Below are 19,517 nucleotides of genomic sequence, written 5' to 3' on the forward strand. Positions count from 1 at the left end.
GAGAATATGAAAGTTATAGAAACAAACTTTACCGACGCAAAATTGTTAGAACCGAGGTTATTTGGAGATGAGCGTGGCTTTTTTACTGAAAGTTATAATAAGAAGGTGCTGGAAACATTAGGGGTTATGTATTCATTTGTACAGGATAATGTTTCGTATTCGGCAGAAGCGGGAACGATTCGGGGATTACACTTTCAAAAAAAACCGAAAGCACAAACGAAACTTATTCAAGTTATGCAAGGAGCAATTTATGACGTTATCGTTGATTTGCGAAAAGATTCACCAACGTTTAAGCAGTGGAGAGGATATATTTTAAGTGCGGATAATCATCGGCAATTATTAGTGCCAAAAGGATTTGCACATGGTTTTTGTACACTTGTCCCGCATACTATTGTTATGTATAAAGTAGATGAGTATTATAGTGCTGATCATGACTCAGGGGTACTATGGGACGATAAAGACTTAACAATTCCATGGCCGGTAACAAGTCCTATTTTGTCTGACAAGGATCGAATATTACCATCACTTCAGGAATGTGAAGATAGTTTTTGAGTAGGAGAGTTGTTTATGAATATATTAGTAACAGGTGGGGCCGGATTTATTGGAAGTAATTTTGTGCATTACATGTTACAAAGCTATGAAACATATAAAATTATTAATTTCGATGCATTAACATATAGTGGAAACCTAAATAATGTAAAGTCTATTCAAGATCATCCGAATTACTATTTTGTAAAAGGGGAAATTCAAAATGGAGCGCTGCTAGAATATGTTATTCAGGAACGTGACGTGCAAGTAATTGTCAATTTTGCAGCGGAATCACATGTGGACCGCAGTATTGAAAATCCAATCCCTTTTTATGATACAAATGTAATTGGGACAGTCACCTTATTAGAATTAGTAAAAAAATATCCACATATTAAATTCGTCCAAGTATCAACAGATGAGGTGTACGGCTCTTTAGGAAAAACAGGGCGATTTACCGAGGAAACCCCGTTGGCTCCAAATAGTCCATATTCTTCAAGTAAAGCGAGCGCCGATATGATAGCTATATCTTATTATAAAACATATCAATTACCAGTTATAGTAACGCGTTGCTCCAATAACTATGGGCCATATCAATATCCTGAAAAATTAATTCCGTTAATGGTTACGAATGTGCTGGAAGGAAAAAGATTACCGTTATATGGTGATGGATTAAATGTAAGAGATTGGTTACATGTTACGGATCATTGTAGTGCGATTGACGTTGTTCTGCATAAGGGGCGTATAGGAGAGGTATATAATATAGGTGGAAATAATGAAAAAACAAATATAGATGTTGTGGAACAAATCATTACTCTCTTAGGAAAAACAGAAAAAGATATTGAATATGTGGTAGACCGTTTAGGTCATGATCGTCGTTATGCGATTGATGCACAAAAGATGAAGAATGAGCTTGGGTGGGAACCGCAGTATACGTTTGAAAAAGGGCTAGAAGAAACGGTGGAATGGTATGAACATCATATAGAATGGTGGAAACCACTAAAAGAAAAGTAAGGGGCATATCAATGAAAGAACGGATTATCATAACAGGAGCAAATGGTCAATTGGGAAAGCAACTACAAGAAGAGTTAAATCCTGAAGAATATGACATATATCCATTTGATAAAAAGTTACTAGATATAACAAATATATCTCGAATGCAGCAAGTGGTACAAGAAATAAGGCCACATATCATTATTCATTGTGCAGCGTATACGAAGGTTGATCAAGCTGAGAAAGAACGAGATCTTGCTTATGTAATAAATGCAATAGGGGCTCGAAATGTAGCGGTTGCTTCACAATTAGTTGGGGCGAAGTTAGTTTATATTAGTACGGATTATGTATTTCAAGGCGACAGACCGGAGGGGTACGATGAATTTCATAATCCGGCGCCGATAAATATATACGGAGCTTCTAAATATGCGGGAGAGCAGTTCATCAAAGAGTTACATAATAAATACTTTATCGTTCGTACATCGTGGTTATATGGTAAGTATGGAAATAATTTTGTGAAAACGATGATACGATTAGGGAAAGAAAGAGAAGAAGTATCTGTTGTAGCGGATCAAATCGGTTCTCCTACGTATGTGGCGGATTTAAATGTAATGATTAATAAGCTCATTCATACTTCTTTATACGGTACGTATCATGTATCCAATAGAGGATCATGTTCTTGGTTTGATTTTGCAAAGAAAATATTTTCGTATGCAAATATGAAAGTGGATGTATTACCGGTTTCAACTGAAGAATTTGGATCGGCGGCAGCGAGACCAAAATATTCTATTTTCCAACATAACATGCTACGATTAAATGGTTTTTTACAAATGCCTTCTTGGGAAGAAGGATTAGAGCGTTTTTTTATAGAAACAAAAAGTCATTAACAATTTTAAGTTAATGACTTTTTTGTTTGCCTTTAAGAGGTTTTATGTTACTATAATTATAGTATCAGGTACTAATAACAAGTATAAGTATTTCTGGGAGGATATATCATGGAACTATTACAAGGGAAAACATTTGTTGTTATGGGCGTTGCGAACCAAAGAAGTATTGCATGGGGAATTGCTCGCTCTTTGCATAATGCAGGTGCAAAATTAATCTTCACATATGCAGGAGAACGTTTAGAGAGAAATGTTCGTGAATTAGCGGATACATTAGAAGGACAAGAATCACTTGTATTACCTTGTGATGTAACAAATGATGAAGAACTTACAGCTTGTTTTGAAACAATCAAGCAAGAAGTTGGTACAATTCACGGTGTTGCACATTGTATTGCTTTTGCAAATCGTGATGATTTAAAAGGTGAATTTGTAGATACTTCTCGCGATGGATTTTTACTTGCACAAAATATTAGTGCATTCTCTTTAACAGCTGTAGCAAGAGAAGCGAAGAAAGTAATGACAGAAGGCGGAAATATTTTAACGTTAACATATCTTGGCGGCGAGCGCGTTGTGAAAAACTATAACGTTATGGGTGTTGCGAAAGCTTCATTAGAAGCGAGCGTGAAATATTTAGCTAACGATTTAGGTCAACATGGCATTCGCGTTAACGCTATTTCTGCAGGTCCAATTCGTACGCTATCTGCAAAAGGTGTAGGCGACTTTAACTCAATCTTAAGAGAAATTGAGGAGCGCGCACCACTTCGTCGTACAACAACGCCAGAAGAAGTTGGGGATACAGCGGTATTCTTATTCAGTGATTTAGCACGCGGCGTAACAGGAGAAAACATTCACGTTGATTCAGGGTATCATATCCTAGGATAAATATAATATTCATTTTTAAAGGACAATCTCTAAATGTTGAGATTGTCCTTTTTATTTGTTCTTAGAAAGAACGATTTTTAACGAAAGTTCTTACCACGTTATGAATATAACTATAATAGTACACGATTTATTCAGCTACGTATGGAAGTGGGAGGGACGAGTGTGAAGAATAAAAATAAAAGTTCAACAGTTGGAAAACCGTTGTTATATATTGCACAAGTAAGTTTAGAACTTGCTGCACCGAAAATAAAAAGGATTATCTTAACAAATTTTAGGAATGAGGATCAGAAAGAGGAAAGTAATAGAAATGAAAATGAAAATGCTGTAAGTAGTGCTGTGGAAGAGGTGATAGAACAACAAGAAGAACAGCAGGTAGAAGAAAAAATAGAAGAAGAGGAACAAGTACAAGAGCAGCAAGAGCCAGTGAGAACTGTTCCGTATAATAAATCATTTAAGGATATGAACAATGAAGAGAAAATTCATTTTTTATTAAACCGTCCTCATTACATTCCTAAAGTAAGGTGCAGAATAAAAACGACCACAGTTTCTTATATTGGATCGATCATATCGTATCGTAATGGAATTGTAGCTATTATGCCGCCAAATAGTATGAGAGATATTAGGTTATCTATAGAAGAGATAAAATCAATTGATATGGCCGGTTTTTAAATATGTAAAGGTGGTAGAAATCTTCTACCACCCCAATAGTTTTTTAGTTCACTTTACTTATTAGATAGAAACGTCGCGTAAGCACTGAATCGCACAGAAGCAGTTTAAATCAACAGTAATACAAGTAGATGTCGATACTAATCTTGCATTTGGTACAGCTAAAAACGTACAAATTGGATTATCACCAGGTGGTACCGGAGAACCGTCACCTAATACAACAGTTAACACACGTAGCACAGCACAGCTATCATCATCTACACTTTCCACACGGAAAATTGGAGACTGGCAGCTAACAAGGCTTGCAGATGGTGCAAATGCTTCAAATGGCGTTCCCGCTTTTGTGTATAAAATAAAAGGGCGTGTATTCGCTACCGATGCAGTGTTGTGTGCGCCTAAAAATGGAATTTCACAACCAGATCCACATGTTGTTGTAGAACAATCTTGTAATTCATTGATGAATTTTACAACGTCAACTACACAATGAGAAGAGCTATGGTGTTTATTTTCGTTACAACTCATTAATGTCACTCCTTATCTTCTTGTTTGTATTTACATTAATAAGATATTGGAGTCGAGGAGATTTGGTCACAATCTCAAGAGCTTTTTTTTTAAATAGGCGAAAGAAGATAAGGGAAGGTGGAATCATGCTGTTTACAAGTTGGCTTTTATTTTTCATTTTCGCGTTAGCTGCTTTTAGGCTCACCCGTTTAATTGTTTATGATAAAATTACAGTTTTTTTGCGAAGACCGTTTATTGATGAAGTAGAGATTACAGAGCCGGATGGAAGTGTATCAACTTTTACAAAAGTAAAAGGTAAAGGATTAAGAAAGTGGATTGGAGAATTATTAAGCTGTTATTGGTGTACAGGTGTATGGGTTAGTGCTTTTTTATTAGTTTTATATAATTGGATTCCTATCGTTGCAGAGCCGTTACTTGCATTATTAGCTATTGCAGGAGCAGCAGCAATTATTGAAACGATTACAGGATATTTTATGGGAGAATAATATATTTTCATAATACGAGAGAAAGCGGAGTTCAAAAGAATGAGGGAACGGAAATAAAGAGTTGTTCATATAGTAAATAGACAGAATTGACAGTAGAGGAGATGTTTGCTGTGAGCAATAATCCAAGGCAAAATTCATATGACCTGCAGCAATGGTATAATATGCAGCAACAACACCAAGCACAACAACAGGCATATCAAGAACAATTACAGCAACAAGGATTTGTGAAGAAAAAGGGATGTAATTGTGGGAAAAAGAAAAACACAATAAAACATTATGAAGAATAAAACACTCATATTACTGTGAGTGTTTTTTATTATAAATATAAAAAGCGGTATTTCTAAGGAAGAAATACCGCTTTTTACTAGCTAATTTGTGCAACTGTTAATGCTGCCGCACGGATGTCTACAGTTCCAATTAACTCAACTGGTACAATTTGAATTAAATCGCCAGGGTTTAAGTTAATCAGAATAACACCACTGGATACGTCTACTTCACCAGTACCAATAACGTTAGAACGAACTGCTGTACCTGATCCAGGAATAATGTTAGCTGGCGTACCTAATGATAAGAAGAAACGACCAGCTTCTGGTGCAACAGGTGCGTTATCAAGACTAATTGTTAATGTATAACTGATTTGATAAATACCAGCTCGTAGAATTCGAATGCCATCTCCGACACTTACTGTATCATTTATTACAGGAACAGTAATATTTGGGTTTGGACTTACGCTAGGTAATAGTAGTGGTGTAAATAATGAAGCGAACTGAGGGGCAGAAGCGTTGAAAGCAAAACCGAAGGCAGGTAGTGTACTAGCTGGTTTCGCCTCACAATCGATTTTAGTAAATTCGCAATCAGAAGAGAACATGTTTTTCACTCCTTTATCTGTTTCTACTTTCAGTTAATGAAAAGGACAGGTTCTATGTTCTAGACAAGTTCCCAATTTTATAAAAAATACATAATAATACCTTTTAAGCATGGATTGGGTGGCAGAAAACTCTGCCACCCAATCCATGCTTAAATTAGTATTTAGTTTATAGAAACATCGCGTAAGCATTGAATAGCGCAGAAGCAACTTAAATCAACAGTAAGACAAGTGTTGGTCGATATTAGTCTTGCATTTGGTACAGCTAAAAACGTACAGATTGGGTTGTCACCAGGTGGTACAGGAGAACCATCACCTAATACTACAGTTAATACACGTAATACAGCGCAGTCATCATCATCTATACTTTCTACGCGGAAAATGGGAGATTGGCAGCTAGTAAGGCTTGCAGATGGTGCAAAGGCTTCAAAAGGTATTCCGGCTTTTGTGTATAAAATAAAAGGACGTGTATTCGCTACGGATGCACTATTATGTGCGCCTAAAAACGGAACTTCGCAACCAGATCCACATGTTGTCGTTGCACATTCTTGTAGTTCATGTATAAAACGGACGACATTGGATACACAATTGAAATCAAAATCATGGTCATGATGGTCTTCGTTACAATTGCAGCTCATTATGTTCACTCCTTATCGTGAGTTCTGACATACACTATTACAATATGAACGGGATATGGCTGATATTACGTTAATTCTCATGATGAAAACAAGGAATTTATATGAGAGGGATGTACATAATGCAATATAAAAAAAAAGACATCCTTATTTGGTGGATGTCTTTTCAGGGAAATCTTTGCGTACTGTATATAAAAAGCGGGATATATCTAATTTCTTTCCTCTGAAAAATTGTGGGGAGGAAATGTAAAGTTCTTCTTTCGCACGTGTAATTGCGACATAAAGTAGTCGGCGTTCTTCTTCTAAAGCTTCAGAAGTCTCTGTAACGCGATCATTTGCATCTTTTAAAGAAGAAGTATGGGGCAAAATACCATCGCTTGCTCCAAGTAAAAAGACGCATGGAAATTCAAGGCCTTTTGCGTTATGAATAGACATAAGAGAAACAGCATCTTTTTGCGGCATTGTTTTTAATGCTTCCATTTCTTTTTGACCTTGAATTGCTTCAGCAATAAATTGTAAATAAGCTGGAATATCGGTGAAACGATTTGCTGATTCCATTAATTCTTCTAACATTTCTTCTTGTATATCTTTATGCATCGTAAAGGAAGAACGATCGTTACTTTGTAAGTACTCTAAATATTTCCCCTTACCATGAATAATTTCTTTTAATGCTTTTTTCGGTTCTAATTCTTTTATAAATTTAATAAAATCGATGCGCTCATTTACCTTTTTCACTTGAAAAGGTTTCAAGCTCGGATTTAATAGTAAGAAATGAAGAAGAGAAGGGAAACGGCCCTCACCATATTTCCATTGTTCACGTTCAATAAATGAAATACAATCATCACGCCCGATATACATCGTTGGCAATATATTTGAAAGTGATTCTAGTCGAAACGGTTCAATTACTAGCCGTAAATGATCTAATACAGGCTTAATTAAAGAATGTTCATAAAATGACTGACTCGCACCGTGTTTGATAAACGGGATTTTGTGAATTGTAAGCTGGTCAAGTAACGAACGGCTTACAGAATGTGTGCGATACAGTAAACAAAAATCTTTATAGTTTCGTTCGCCGCTATCTACCTTTTCTTGAATGAGCTGCAAAATTTGATTTGCTTCATCAAGAGTCGTAGCCGGTCGTGCATAAAAAGGTTGTACACCTTCTTCGCGCACAGAATATAGCTCCTTATCAAAACGCTCTTGATTTAGTTTGATAACTTCATTTCCAAGTCCGACGATAAATGGATTGGATCGGTAATTCGTATTAAGTGCGATAATCGTAGTGTTATCAAATTCTTTTGGAAAAGATAAAATAATTTGGTGACTTGCTCCTCGCCAGCCATATATCGCCTGGTCGTCATCACCTGCGATAAATAAATTATTTCTTGGCGAAGCTAACAATTTTACAATTTCATATTGTGCATACGATGTATCTTGGAACTCATCTACTTCAATATAGTGGAACCGTTGTTGTAATTGGGTAAGTAAAGGAGCATTATTTTCTAACATATAATATGTTTCTAATAAGATGTCATCGAAATCGATATAATTATATCGTTGTTTCACTTCTTCAAAACGTTCATATACTTCTTTAAATTCTTGTTCAACGGGTGTTTTTGCTTTTACATCTTTCGGACGATTCAATTTGTTTTTCTCAAGTGAAATCATCGCGAGCATCGTTTCAGCATCATAAGCATCTTTTAAACGTAACTCTTTTAAAATTTTCTTTATCATAATTTGTTTATGTTTTTCGTTTGCTAAAATTTGCTGATTATATCCTTGACTACGAAGCAATTTTAAAAAGACAGAGTGGAACGTACCAGCAACAACGTAGCTACTCGCTGCATGATTCATACCTGGTAAATTCGCTACACGATTTCGGATTTCTTCAGCCGCTTTTTGTGTAAATGTAAGCAATAAAATATTTCGTGGATGAACTTGTTTTACATTTACTAAATAACCTACTCGAGTTGTTAAAACAGATGTTTTTCCGCTTCCGGCACCAGCTAATGTAAGGACTGGACCTTCTGTCGTTCGGACGGCTTCTAATTGTTTCTCGTTTAAAAATACATTTTGCTGTTCGAGAGCGCGGAAATACGCTGCATCTGCATCTTCTTCCATAATTAAATGGGTAGATGTTTTCGGAATATGATATGTTGCACGTGGAATATCAGCGTGCGTTAATGATTTTTGTGAAAATTTTTCTTGTGTCATATATTCACCTTCAAAACTATAGCATCAACATTTAACTTTAGCGGAAGAAAAAGAAAATAGCAATGTAAAAAACAGGAGGGGATACCTCCTGTTTTCAAATTACAATTCTTTTATCATAACGATGTGAGGAATATTTGCTTCCATAAATACATCAGAATTCGTTACATATCCAAGTTTCTTATAGAAATCTTCAGCATGTGTTTGGGCATGTAACTTTAATTTTGGTAGCGAGTGTTCCTTCGCATATGCTTCAAGTGCATCCATAACAATTTTTCCAACGCCTTTTTTACGATGGGAAGCTAGTACGCAAATGCGTTCCATTTTTCCTATTCCATCCAGTATGCGAAAACGACCAGCACCAACTGGAACATCATTATCATATATAACAACGTGTGTCGAAGTTTCTTCAAACTCATCATACTCTTCGTCAGCAGAAACTTGTTGCTCATTCACAAATACTTGCTTACGTACAGAGAATGCATCTCTTAGTTGTTCGTCTGTTTGTACGATCTGTGCATGCAAATTAGTTGTTCCCCTTTCCAAGGTGGAATGTTTCGTATACAGTCCACGTTCCGTTTTCTAATTGATATAGAAGATGGAAGCGATCAATTGGTTGTTCATAATAGAAATCTTTCATACGTAATCGACCTAATACATCAGCATGCTCTGCATCTGATAAGCCTTGTCCGATTGTTAAATGAGGTACGAAAGCGTATTCGCGTTCTTGTGTGAAGAATTCGCTATGCATTTCCTCATTTAAGAAAGTAAGTTCAGGTGTTTTTTCTACTTTAAAATAAAGAACATTATTAACAGGTGCGAATGAACCAACTTTTCCGACATGAAGGGTGAAAGGGTTCGTTTTACTTGCGATTGTATGTAACTCGTTTACAATCGATTCTAGTTGATCATCTTGCGTCTCAAAGGGTGTTTTCAATGTAATATGTGGCGGAACTAATGCGTAGTGCGGATCATAACGTTTACGCAATCCGTTCGCTTTATCTTGAATCATTTTAGATGGAAAAATTACAATGCCTAATTTCATGTTCCAATTCCTCCCTTTGTAAGTCTAGTTAGATTTTGAGAAAATAACTCTCTTAATCTATTATATCAAATTATTCTGAATACTGCTCTCTATTATTTCATTGATAGCATATGAGAGAAAGCTTTCGGTAAATCAGTTTGCCAATATTTCCACGTATGATTACCTTCGAACTCCTCGTAATGCGTGGTGAAATTTCTATCTGTCAGAAGTGTATTGAGCTCACGGTTCGGTTGTACGAAATCAGATACTTGCCCATCAGTGCGCTTTACAGCTGTTTCTTCTGTCCCAATGACGTGATAAAGCTCTAGCGCTTCCGGAGTTTTGAATTCTTTTGCTAAGTTCATCACTGTTTCGTCCACAAATGGTGATTGCATAACGACTTTACCAAATGTATGCGGATACATAAGTGCAGTCATAAAGGAAACTGTTCCGCCAAGAGAATCACCAATTAACACACGACCTTTTCCCATTTGGTACGTTGGATAATTTTCATCGATATATGGTGCAAGCTCATGAGCAAGGAAACGAATGTAAGCAGCATTCTTTACATCGCTCGGGAAATATTTTTCCTTACGATCGTGTACATTTTTATATGGAATACCGACAATAATTGTACGGTCAATTTCTTCAGTTTCACGAAGGCGCTCAATTACACGGTGTGCTTTCCCAAGCTGAAAATAATCTCTACCATCTTGTGCAATTACAACTGTATGTTTGTGCAGTGGTGTGTAATTTACTGGTAAGTAAACGAGCAGTGTAACATCTTCTTGAAGTGATGCACTATAAAATGAAATTTCTTCAATTCTCCCTATTGTTTGATTCATGTGGATCCCCCTAAATAAAAATTTACTGTAATGATTGTAAGAGCGACGCTTGTAGTGAAAAAGAAAGCAATATTCACTAATAGGTGCTTTCGTTTCTATTTTACCATAATGGTACGAAGAATCTAAAAAATTAGTATTTAAGTTAGGAAAGAAAACGGATATAATGAAGTGGGATTTTTGACAGGTGAGAGGGGAGACGGAATTTGAAACAAGAAAAATCAATCGCACTACCATTAGCAATTTCAATTATAGCAATTTCATTCGCAGCAGTTTTTGTAAAGATGTCCTCAGCACCATCTTCTATTTTAAGTATGTATCGATTATGGATTATCGTGCTTATTATGCTGCCAATCGTTTGGAAAAAGCGGGAAGAATTTAGTAGGATTCAAAGAAAAGATTGGGGATTTTTAATTGGATCGGGTTTCTTTTTAGCGCTTCATTTTCTTTTATGGTTTGAATCTTTAAAGCATACGACAGTTGCTAGTTCGACGATTATTTTAGCACTTCAACCAATCGTATCTTTAGTTGGAGGTTTTTTCTTATTTAAAGAAAGAACAACATACTCAGCTATTGCGACAATGGGAATTGCGATACTAGGTGTAATGTGTATTGGCTGGGGAGATTTAGGGCTAAGTGAACAAGCGATTTATGGGGATATATTATCCTTTTTAAGTGTGATAGCAGTTGTCGGTTATTTATTTATCGGGCAAACGACAGTAAAGAAAGTATCACACTGGATTTACAGCTTTACAGTTTTTGCATTCGCAGGTATTTTTATGGGGATTTATAATATAGTATTGCAAGTGCCTTTTACAGGTTATACGAAGTGGGACTGGACCGTTTTTCTTTTACTTGCGATTGTACCCACAGTGTCACATGTCATTAATAACTGGTTATTAAACTACGTAAATGCAACAACAATTTCAATGAGTATTTTAGGAGAACCAGTTGGAGCAACTATACTAGCGTTCTTCTTACTTGGGGAAAAATTAAACGCAATGCAAATTATCGGTAGCATGCTCGTATTGTTTGGTGTATCTGTTTTCTTACTACAGCAACAAAAACGAACAGCAAAAAATGTAGTGAACGAACCGGCTTATACACAGGAATTATAACGAGCCTATTCTAATATACGAAAAGAGAAGTTATTGGTAACTTCTCTTTTTTTGTTCTATGCAGAAAATAAAACAGATCAATAGGGGGAATTCCAGCCATATAGCATGAAAAAAGATAATATATAGTGGAGTTACATCATACGTTTCTCATACAAATATAGAAGGGGAGGGAGAGACCAAATGAAAGATATTTTAATGAAATACATGACAAAGCTTACAACATTAAGTGAAGAGAAGCAGCGTATAATCGTGGAAGAATTACAAATTGAAGAATATAAAAAAGGAACAGTACTCCTAAGACAAGGAGATGTTCCGTCTAAATGTTACTTTGTATTAAAAGGATGCGTGAGGCAACATTGTATAGATGAAGCCGGGAAAGAAGTTACATCAAATTTTTATACAGAAGAACAAGCAATTGCAAATTTCAATCATCATAAACAAGATAAATCATCCTCACATACATTAACGTGTCTAGAAGACTGCCTAGTTGTAGTTGGCGACCTGTATTGTGAAAAGGACATGTATAAGAAATATTCACAGTTAGAAGAAATGACACGTCAAATGATTGAATACAATTTTGGTGAGGTACAAGAAGAACTTACATTATTTATTGCATCGACACCAGAAGAGCGCTACAAATCATTATTACAAAAACGACCTCATTTAATCAATCGTGTTCCTCAATATCAATTGGCAAGTTATCTAGGTATTACGCCAGAATCATTAAGTAGAATTAAGAAACGACTCAAACAGTAGAGTCTTTTCCACCTCTAATCAATAGCCATATACTAAATCCTAGTTCACCTGCGATCATCGGTAGTTGAAAGACAACAGTAAGAATGGAAATCATCGCATCATATTGTGAAAACATTGTATTCATGACGTGAATTACGATATAACCGATAGCAGCGATGAATAGTAATACACTAATCAATTTCGGTATTTGTTTAGATAGAAAAGTTACATATCCTAAAGTGAAAAGATGTAAGCCGAAAATGATTAACCCTACAGACCAAATGTATTTAAAAGCTTCTAGAAATAACATTGTATATGCTTCTGAATTAGCAACTGTACTTTTTGAAAGAAGTAATACAAATGTTAAATTGAATATAGCAATCCCAAGTATAGCTGTATACATAAGACGAAGACAGGTAGCTAGTAATGAGAGGCTAGCATGGATAGGTTTTAGAAAGAAATAAAGAGCCCACGAGGCGATAATATCCGTAATGAAAATGATAATCCATCCGAAAATTTCTGCTTTGAAAAGTAAACTTGAAGTTTGAATATTATGGAGTGTCGTGCTCGCATTACTTGGTACAACGAGATTTCCATGAACAAAACCGTAAGAAAAAAATGCAGTGAATGCCATGATAAGAAGAGAAGTGCCTGCAAATAAGGCGAATTTTCGCTCAGTCATAATACGTCCTCCTATTCTAATGTTGTTTTCATTGTAATAGGGAAGAGGAGGCGATTCATTGACTTAAATCAAGAGAGGGGAAGTTTAGTGGAATTTCCATCAAAAAAAGATGTATGGTTATATCCGATTTTTTTCGTTGTCATTGGAGCGTGTTTTGCTCCCATATTTGCAGGAAGAGAACATTTTCTTTTGTTTTTCACAATCCCATTAGCCATATTATTTATTTGGAGTTGGTTTTCAACAAAATATATTATTGGAGAAGAAGCAATTATTATTAGATCGGGTCTCGTTAAAAAACGTATATTTATACGAGATATAAAACAAATTTCAAATACGAAAAATCCAATAGCAGCTCATGCCTTATCATTTGATCGAATTGAAATTGTTTACGGCGCACATAAAACAGAAATTATTTCTCCTAAAGATAAAGAGCAATTTATTAGTCATGTGAAAAATAAAAATCCACACATTGAAATAAAGTAAAAGAGTGGCTTCATAGCCACTCTTTTACTTTGGATTTGTCATATAAGGTTGTACATGAATAATACATAGGTCACGGAACTTTCCCTCAGCAGTTGTAACAATTACGACTGCTCTTCCTGCACTTTTTCCAGTAATCGTTACCGTATCACCTTTTGGATACAGTGTGATAACATCAGCATTCATATTTGTCCAAATAAGTTCGTTATTGGTGGCTTGTACTGGCAAAACAGAAGCGGATAACTCAGTGCTTTGTCCCGTTCTTACTTTTAACTTGTTTTTTTCCATATGAACACCGATGACTGAAACAACAGAAGGAGCAATTGAAATTTTAGGTGGATTAGGTTGTATGTTCAAACAAGACGCAGAAGTATTGGTGATAGGTGAAAATTTTCGTGTTTGTTGTTGCTGGAAAGCTGCTAACATGTTGGAGTCCCCTTTCTGTATAAGTGCTGATACTAACACTATAAAGGAGTAGTGTTATGCTAAATTTAACGAAACATAAAGAATTTGTTAAATTCGAGTAGAAGATTGTCGAACTTTGATTAAAAAAGCTCTGCTGTTACGATATCAGCAGAGCTTTCACCTTATAGACTATGTTGTTTTTCGAAATCCTCAAATTGTTCTTCAACTTCTTTTGAAGTTTGCGTTAGTAAACTAACAATTATGATCACTAGTAAACTAATAGCGAAACCAGGAATCATTTCATATAAGAAGTTTTTTAAGAATTTAAATTGTGTCCATATAATAACAGTCGCAGCACCAGAAATCATACCAGCAAGCGCGCCCCATTTTGTCATACGTTTCCAATATAGACTTAATAAAATAGCAGGTCCGAATGAGGAACCAAATCCAGCCCAAGCATATCCAACAAGAGCTAAAATCGTATCATTTTGTTTAAACGCTAATGCGCACCCAACTAAGGCGATAACAAGTACAGCCATACGACCGACAAATACAAGCTCTTTATCAGAAGCAGAACGTTTAAAGAATGTACGATATAAATCTTCTGTTATAGCACTAGAAGTAACAAGAAGCTGAGATGAGATTGTACTCATAATCGCTGCTAAAATCGCTGCTAATAAAAATCCAGTAATAAGTGGATGGAATAAAATTTTTCCAAGTTCAAGGAAAATTGTTTCTGGGTTAGATAATGTTAAATCTTGTTGTGAGTAGTAAGCAATACCGATAAGACCAGTAAACATAGCTCCGACAACAGAGAAAATCATCCAGCTCATACCAATTCTTCGTGCGCTTTTAATTTCTTTTACAGACGAAATTGCCATAAAGCGTACGATAATATGAGGTTGTCCAACATAACCAAGGCCCCATGCGAATAAAGAAATCATTCCTAAAGTAGAGGCACCTTTAAAAATATCTAAACGTGTTGGATCTACAGATTGAATTGTATCAAATGCAGGTCCAAGTCCGTTCGAATTCATAATTGTTACGATAGGAACAAGAATAAGAGCGACTACCATAATGATTCCTTGCACGAAGTCTGTCCAACTTACTGCTAAGAAACCACCAAATAATGTGTAAGCTACAACAACGCCTGCAACAATGAATAATCCAACATGATAGTTCATGCCAAATGAATTTTCAAATAATACAGCGCCTGAAACTAATCCTGAAGCTACATAGAAAGTAAAGAAAATCATAATAACAAGTCCGGATACTAAACGTAGCATGTGAGATTTGTCGTGGAAACGGTGTTCCAAAAATTCTGGGATAGTAATAGAGTTATTTGCAATTTCAGAGTAGGTACGTAAGCGAGGAGCGACATATAGCCAGTTTGCGTATGCGCCTAGTGTCAGGCCGATCGCAATCCAACTACTACTTAATCCAACGCTAAACATTGCACCGGGTAAGCCCATTAAAAGCCAACCACTCATATCGGATGCTCCAGCGCTTAATGCTGTTACTGCGGGGCCTAATGTACGCCCGCCAAGCATATAATCTGTTAAGTTGGACGTTCGTTTATAGGCGAAATAGCCAATTACTAACATCCCGAGCATGTAAATAGAGATAGAAGTTAAAGTTAACATCTGCGTACTCATGTAGTTCCCCTTCCTTTTGTCATGTCTTTTGATGCGTTATGCATATTTATAATCTATCATGATTATTCTGAAAAATCCATACGGAAATATGAATTTTCAGAAATGTAAGCGTTTTTTGACATCATTTTACTTTTTTAATATATAATATTCATACAAAAAACCTTATTTTTAATAGAGTATTTATTATATTTACATAAAAAGAGGTTGTTTTGTCAATATAATATTGAAAGGAAAGAAAAATAAATTTTTTTAAAAAGTATTGACTTGTGAAAAAAGTCAGGTCTATAATGAGTGCAACTTAAAAAAATGCAAGCGTTGATGAAGAAGAGTACACATGATGAACATGTCAGAGAGCTGATGGTTGGTGCGAATCAGTATGGGATTGATGTGGAATGGGCTTCGGAGCTTCCAAACCGAAACGAAAGAAGTAGGCTTTGGCGACATGATCTCATCGATACAAGAGACACGTATTGTTTTTGATACGGTAAAGTGCGTTACATTTGTAACGAATTAAGGTGGCACCACGGGAGTACCCGTCCTTTCTATAGGATGAGTACTCCCTTTTTGTGTACAAAAAATTAAATAAATGAAATCGTTGAAGTAAGAAGAGTACGTATATTGGAGACGTTACAGAGAGCCGGGGATAGGTGGGAGCCCGGTGCGGTGCCATATACGGAATGGGCTTACGAGAGGTATGCTGAACAATTATTTTCAGTAGGCAACCCGGGTTCCGCCGTTACAAGGATAAGGTATATATTTTGTACCTGAATAAAGCGGGATGCTTTTGCGTCCAACATGAGGTGGTACCACGGTAAATTTATCGTCCTCTACATATTTCGATATGTAGGGGACTTTTTTTATTTTTCGGAGTGAGGTGAAAGGCATGATGACAAAAGACGAATTTATGAAGCAAAACGAACAAGGAAAAGCATTTTTAGTAATCGCTGAAGAAGAAGGAGATAGCATTACGCCAATTTCTTTATATAGACGTATGAAGGGAAAGAAAAAGTTTTTATTAGAAAGCTCCCAGCTTCATCAAGATAAAGGACGCTATTCTTACTTAGGATGTAATCCGTATGGTGAAGTGAAAAGTATTGGTACAGAAGTGGAACGAACGATTTATGGTCAAACAGAAAAGCTACAAGGTAACGTACTACAAGTGTTAGAAAAAGAAATCGCGTCAGCTCAAGTAGACAGCCCATTTCCATTTTGCGGAGGAGCAGTTGGTTATATTGGCTATGACGTCATTCGGCAATATGAAAACATTGGAGCGGATTTACACGATCCATTGAATATTCCAGAAGTACACCTTTTACTATATCGTGAGTTTATCGTGTATGACCACTTACGCCAAAAATTATCATTTGTATATGTATGCAGGGAAGATGATGTAGCTTCTTATGAAGAAGTATACGAAAGGCTGCGAGTATACAAAGAGGAATTGCTACAGGGAGAAGAAGTTGAAGTAACTGAAATAAAATCAACATTATCATTCACTTCCTCTATAACGGAAAAAGAATTTTGCGTGATGGTAGAAACAGCGAAAGAATACATTCGCGCCGGGGACATATTCCAAGTCGTATTATCCCAGCGTTTGCAAAGTGAATGTATTGGTGATCCATTCGCGTTATACCGAAAACTTCGGATCGCCAATCCATCACCATATATGTTCTATATCGATTTTCAAGACTATGTTGTACTCGGTTCCTCGCCAGAAAGTTTGTTATCAGTAAGAGACGATAAAGTGATGACGAACCCAATTGCCGGTACGAGGCCGAGAGGGAAAGCGAAGCAGGAAGATGCGGAAATTGAGAAAGAACTGTTAGAAAATGAGAAAGAACGAGCGGAGCACATGATGCTTGTGGATCTTGGGCGGAATGATATTGGCAGAGTAAGTGAAATTGGATCTGTGACGATAGATAAATATATGAAAGTAGAAAAATATTCTCACGTTATGCACATTGTATCTGAAGTTTACGGAACATTGCGAAAACAGATGAGCGGATTTGATGCATTAGCGTATTGTCTACCAGCAGGAACAGTGTCAGGCGCTCCGAAAATTAGAGCGATGGAAATTATAAATGAGCTAGAGAATGAAAAAAGGAATGTATACGCGGGTGCAGTTGGATACGTTAGTTTTTCAGGGAATCTTGACATGGCACTCGCCATTCGAACGATGGTCGTAAAAGATGAAAAAGCATACGTTCAGGCAGGAGCGGGAATTGTTTATGATTCAGACCCAGTAGCTGAATATGAAGAAACGTTAAATAAAGCGAGAGCGCTCTTGGAGGTAATGAAATGATTGTACTAATTGATAATTACGATTCATTCACATATAACTTGTATCAACTGTTAGGGGAATACGAAGAAGATATTGTAGTCGTAAGAAATGATCAAATAACGATAGAACAGCTAGAAGGGATGAATCCAACAGGAATTGTGCTTTCACCAGGACCAGGAAAACCAGAGGATGCTGGCGTTTGTATCGATGTCATCCGTCATTTTTATAAGAACGTTCCCATATTAGGTATTTGCCTTGGACATCAAGCAATTATATCAGCATTTGGAGGAGACATTGTTAGAGCAGAGCGCATTAAACATGGAAAAACATCACGCGTGAAACATAACGGAACGTCAATCTTTTCATACGTGACACAGCCGCTAACAGCGATGCGCTACCATTCGCTGGTTGCAGCACAAGCGAGTTTGCCACAATGTTTTGACATACTAGCGACAGCGATGGACGATGGAGAAATTATGGCAGTTCGTCACAATTATTATCCGCTCTTCGGATTACAGTTTCATCCGGAATCAATCGCGACAGAAGAAGGCGGAAAGTTAATACGTGCCTTTTTAGGCGAAGTGAAAGAGGAGGAAAGAGTATGAATAACTATCTTCGTAAATTAGTGGAGGGGAAACATTTAACAGAAGAGGAGATGTATAGAGCAGGGCTTCTTTTATTAAATGAAAACATATTGGAAAGTGAAATTGCAGCTTTCTTAGTCCTACTGAAAGCGAAAGGTGAAACAGCAGAAGAAATATACGGCCTTGTTCGAGCTCTTCGTGAAAAGGCATTACCGTTTTCGAACCATATACAAGGAGCGATGGACAATTGCGGGACGGGTGGTGACGGTGCCCAAACGTTTAATATTAGTACAACATCGGCATTTGTACTGGCAGGAGCTGGCGTAAAGGTTGCAAAACATGGTAACCGTGCTGTTTCTAGTAAAACAGGAAGTGCAGATTTATTAGAAGAACTCGGTGTAAATATTAGCAGTACGCCAAACGAAATTGATTATTTACTAGAGCATGTCGGGATCGCATTTTTATTCGCACCAGCGATGCATCCAGCATTAAGGCGCATTATGAAAATAAGAAAAGAATTAAACGTTCCGACGATCTTTAATTTAATTGGACCGTTAACAAATCCGGTGAATTTAGAAACACAATTTGTCGGCATTTATAAACGAGATATGTTACTACCAGTTGCGCAAGTATTACAGAAACTAGGGAGAAAACAAGCGCTTGTCGTAAACGGAAGTGGTTTTTTAGATGAAGCATCATTGCAAGGAGAAAATCATGTTGTCATTTTAAAAGATAATGAAATAGTAGAAACGAGTATTGAACCTGAGAAATATGGTTTCGTAATAGTGAAAAACGAAGAGATAAGAGGCGGGAATTCGAAAGAAAATGCAAAGATTACGCTTGGAGTATTAAGCGGAGAAAAGAGCGTCTATCGCGATACTGTTTTATTAAATGCAGGTCTGGCCCTTTTCGCAAATGGAAAAGCAGAAACGATTGAAGAAGGAATTAAACTTGCAGCGCATAGTATTGACTCTGGAAAAGCATTAGCCAAACTAAACTTATTAATTGCAACAAGTAATGAAAAATTAGAAAGGGTGAATTAA

General features: G+C 36.4%; 23 protein-coding genes and 2 other annotated features. Of the genes, 13 read left to right on the top strand and 10 right to left on the bottom strand.

The features are described 5' to 3' along the window. Positions 1 to 6: 6 nt before the first annotated feature. The 5 genes from rfbC to ACXY7N_RS04975 all read left to right on the top strand — a co-directional run bounded on the left by rfbC (position 7) and on the right by ACXY7N_RS04975 (position 3,953). Complete coding sequence (gene rfbC, locus ACXY7N_RS04955) at positions 7 to 552, top strand: dTDP-4-dehydrorhamnose 3,5-epimerase (RefSeq protein WP_098485907.1); 546 nt, start codon at positions 7 to 9, stop codon at positions 550 to 552. Positions 553 to 567: 15 nt separating this feature from the next. Next, on the top strand, positions 568 to 1,539 hold the full coding sequence (gene rfbB, locus ACXY7N_RS04960) for a dTDP-glucose 4,6-dehydratase (RefSeq protein ID WP_016088869.1): 972 nt from the start codon (positions 568 to 570) through the stop codon (positions 1,537 to 1,539). Positions 1,540 to 1,550: 11 nt separating this feature from the next. Next, entirely contained in the window at positions 1,551 to 2,405 is an 855-nt protein-coding gene (rfbD, locus tag ACXY7N_RS04965) for a dTDP-4-dehydrorhamnose reductase (protein WP_016088868.1), read from the top strand. 108 nt (positions 2,406 to 2,513) lie between these two features. Continuing rightward, positions 2,514 to 3,284: an enoyl-ACP reductase FabI gene (fabI, locus tag ACXY7N_RS04970; protein WP_000421885.1), complete on the top strand. Its 771-nt coding sequence runs from the start codon at positions 2,514 to 2,516 to the stop codon at positions 3,282 to 3,284. Between the two features lie 141 nt (positions 3,285 to 3,425). Next, positions 3,426 to 3,953, top strand: coding sequence for a CotO family spore coat protein (locus ACXY7N_RS04975; RefSeq protein ID WP_098485906.1), 528 nt, complete (start codon positions 3,426 to 3,428; stop codon positions 3,951 to 3,953). A 60-nt stretch (positions 3,954 to 4,013) separates the two neighbouring features. On the opposite strand, the gene exsY is transcribed toward ACXY7N_RS04975, so the two are convergent. Continuing rightward, positions 4,014 to 4,472, bottom strand: coding sequence for an exosporium assembly protein ExsY (exsY, locus tag ACXY7N_RS04980; protein WP_016088866.1), 459 nt, complete (start codon positions 4,470 to 4,472; stop codon positions 4,014 to 4,016). Between the two features lie 125 nt (positions 4,473 to 4,597). Here exsY and ACXY7N_RS04985 point away from each other — a divergent pair, with 125 nt between their 5' ends. Beyond that, positions 4,598 to 4,957: a DUF1360 domain-containing protein gene (locus ACXY7N_RS04985; protein ID WP_016088865.1), complete on the top strand. Its 360-nt coding sequence runs from the start codon at positions 4,598 to 4,600 to the stop codon at positions 4,955 to 4,957. Positions 4,958 to 5,058: 101 nt separating this feature from the next. Beyond that, entirely contained in the window at positions 5,059 to 5,244 is a 186-nt protein-coding gene (locus tag ACXY7N_RS04990) for a hypothetical protein (protein WP_033659643.1), read from the top strand. Between the two features lie 77 nt (positions 5,245 to 5,321). Here the strand turns inward: ACXY7N_RS04990 and exsF are convergent, their stop codons facing one another. The 6 genes from exsF to ACXY7N_RS05020 all read right to left on the bottom strand — a co-directional run bounded on the left by exsF (position 5,322) and on the right by ACXY7N_RS05020 (position 10,537). Beyond that, complete coding sequence (exsF, locus tag ACXY7N_RS04995; protein WP_000492933.1) at positions 5,322 to 5,825, bottom strand: exosporium protein ExsF; 504 nt, start codon at positions 5,823 to 5,825, stop codon at positions 5,322 to 5,324. A gap of 161 nt (positions 5,826 to 5,986) precedes the next feature. After that, complete coding sequence (cotY, locus tag ACXY7N_RS05000; protein WP_016088864.1) at positions 5,987 to 6,460, bottom strand: spore coat protein CotY; 474 nt, start codon at positions 6,458 to 6,460, stop codon at positions 5,987 to 5,989. Positions 6,461 to 6,604: 144 nt separating this feature from the next. Continuing rightward, the gene (locus tag ACXY7N_RS05005) at positions 6,605 to 8,671 is read right to left on the bottom strand and encodes an ATP-dependent helicase (RefSeq protein WP_016088863.1); all 2,067 of its coding nucleotides are present in this window, start codon (positions 8,669 to 8,671) and stop codon (positions 6,605 to 6,607) included. A 99-nt stretch (positions 8,672 to 8,770) separates the two neighbouring features. Further along, on the bottom strand, positions 8,771 to 9,193 hold the full coding sequence (locus tag ACXY7N_RS05010) for a GNAT family N-acetyltransferase (protein ID WP_016133912.1): 423 nt from the start codon (positions 9,191 to 9,193) through the stop codon (positions 8,771 to 8,773). A 1-nt stretch (position 9,194) separates the two neighbouring features. Further along, the gene (locus tag ACXY7N_RS05015) at positions 9,195 to 9,713 is read right to left on the bottom strand and encodes a YjcG family protein (protein ID WP_016088861.1); all 519 of its coding nucleotides are present in this window, start codon (positions 9,711 to 9,713) and stop codon (positions 9,195 to 9,197) included. Positions 9,714 to 9,805: 92 nt separating this feature from the next. Then, complete coding sequence (locus ACXY7N_RS05020; RefSeq protein WP_016133913.1) at positions 9,806 to 10,537, bottom strand: alpha/beta hydrolase; 732 nt, start codon at positions 10,535 to 10,537, stop codon at positions 9,806 to 9,808. A gap of 203 nt (positions 10,538 to 10,740) precedes the next feature. On the opposite strand from ACXY7N_RS05020, the gene ACXY7N_RS05025 reads away from it, so the two are divergent. After that, positions 10,741 to 11,652, top strand: coding sequence for a DMT family transporter (locus tag ACXY7N_RS05025; RefSeq protein ID WP_016088859.1), 912 nt, complete (start codon positions 10,741 to 10,743; stop codon positions 11,650 to 11,652). A 180-nt stretch (positions 11,653 to 11,832) separates the two neighbouring features. Continuing rightward, positions 11,833 to 12,408, top strand: coding sequence for a Crp/Fnr family transcriptional regulator (locus ACXY7N_RS05030; RefSeq protein ID WP_016133914.1), 576 nt, complete (start codon positions 11,833 to 11,835; stop codon positions 12,406 to 12,408). Here ACXY7N_RS05030 and ACXY7N_RS05035 read toward each other — a convergent pair. After that, on the bottom strand, positions 12,398 to 13,069 hold the full coding sequence (locus ACXY7N_RS05035; protein ID WP_116363188.1) for a DUF4386 domain-containing protein: 672 nt from the start codon (positions 13,067 to 13,069) through the stop codon (positions 12,398 to 12,400). The genes ACXY7N_RS05030 and ACXY7N_RS05035 overlap by 11 nt on opposite strands. An 87-nt stretch (positions 13,070 to 13,156) precedes the next feature. On the opposite strand from ACXY7N_RS05035, the gene ACXY7N_RS05040 reads away from it, so the two are divergent. Beyond that, on the top strand, positions 13,157 to 13,552 hold the full coding sequence (locus tag ACXY7N_RS05040; RefSeq protein WP_116363187.1) for a PH domain-containing protein: 396 nt from the start codon (positions 13,157 to 13,159) through the stop codon (positions 13,550 to 13,552). A 24-nt stretch (positions 13,553 to 13,576) separates the two neighbouring features. On the opposite strand, the gene ACXY7N_RS05045 is transcribed toward ACXY7N_RS05040, so the two are convergent. Both ACXY7N_RS05045 and putP read right to left on the bottom strand, forming a co-directional pair. Next, entirely contained in the window at positions 13,577 to 13,975 is a 399-nt protein-coding gene (locus ACXY7N_RS05045) for an Ig-like domain-containing protein (protein WP_016133916.1), read from the bottom strand. Positions 13,976 to 14,136: 161 nt separating this feature from the next. After that, positions 14,137 to 15,609: a sodium/proline symporter PutP gene (putP, locus tag ACXY7N_RS05050; RefSeq protein WP_488592307.1), complete on the bottom strand. Its 1,473-nt coding sequence runs from the start codon at positions 15,607 to 15,609 to the stop codon at positions 14,137 to 14,139. A 306-nt stretch (positions 15,610 to 15,915) separates the two neighbouring features. Further along, positions 15,916 to 16,153 (top strand) — a binding site (T-box leader). 42 nt (positions 16,154 to 16,195) lie between these two features. Then, positions 16,196 to 16,440: a binding site (T-box leader), on the top strand. Between the two features lie 52 nt (positions 16,441 to 16,492). On the opposite strand from putP, the gene trpE reads away from it, so the two are divergent. The 3 genes from trpE to trpD are packed head-to-tail and all read left to right on the top strand — an operon-like array spanning position 16,493 to position 19,517. Next, complete coding sequence (gene trpE, locus ACXY7N_RS05055) at positions 16,493 to 17,911, top strand: anthranilate synthase component I (protein ID WP_488592308.1); 1,419 nt, start codon at positions 16,493 to 16,495, stop codon at positions 17,909 to 17,911. Continuing rightward, the gene (locus ACXY7N_RS05060; RefSeq protein WP_488592309.1) at positions 17,908 to 18,495 is read left to right on the top strand and encodes an aminodeoxychorismate/anthranilate synthase component II; all 588 of its coding nucleotides are present in this window, start codon (positions 17,908 to 17,910) and stop codon (positions 18,493 to 18,495) included. The genes trpE and ACXY7N_RS05060 overlap by 4 nt, the downstream gene beginning before the upstream one ends. Then, positions 18,492 to 19,517 (top strand): anthranilate phosphoribosyltransferase, encoded by a 1,026-nt coding sequence (gene trpD, locus ACXY7N_RS05065; RefSeq protein ID WP_488592310.1) that lies wholly within the window; start codon positions 18,492 to 18,494, stop codon positions 19,515 to 19,517. The genes ACXY7N_RS05060 and trpD overlap by 4 nt, the downstream gene beginning before the upstream one ends.

It is taken from the genome of Bacillus sp. 5w2 (genome assembly GCF_054353775.1).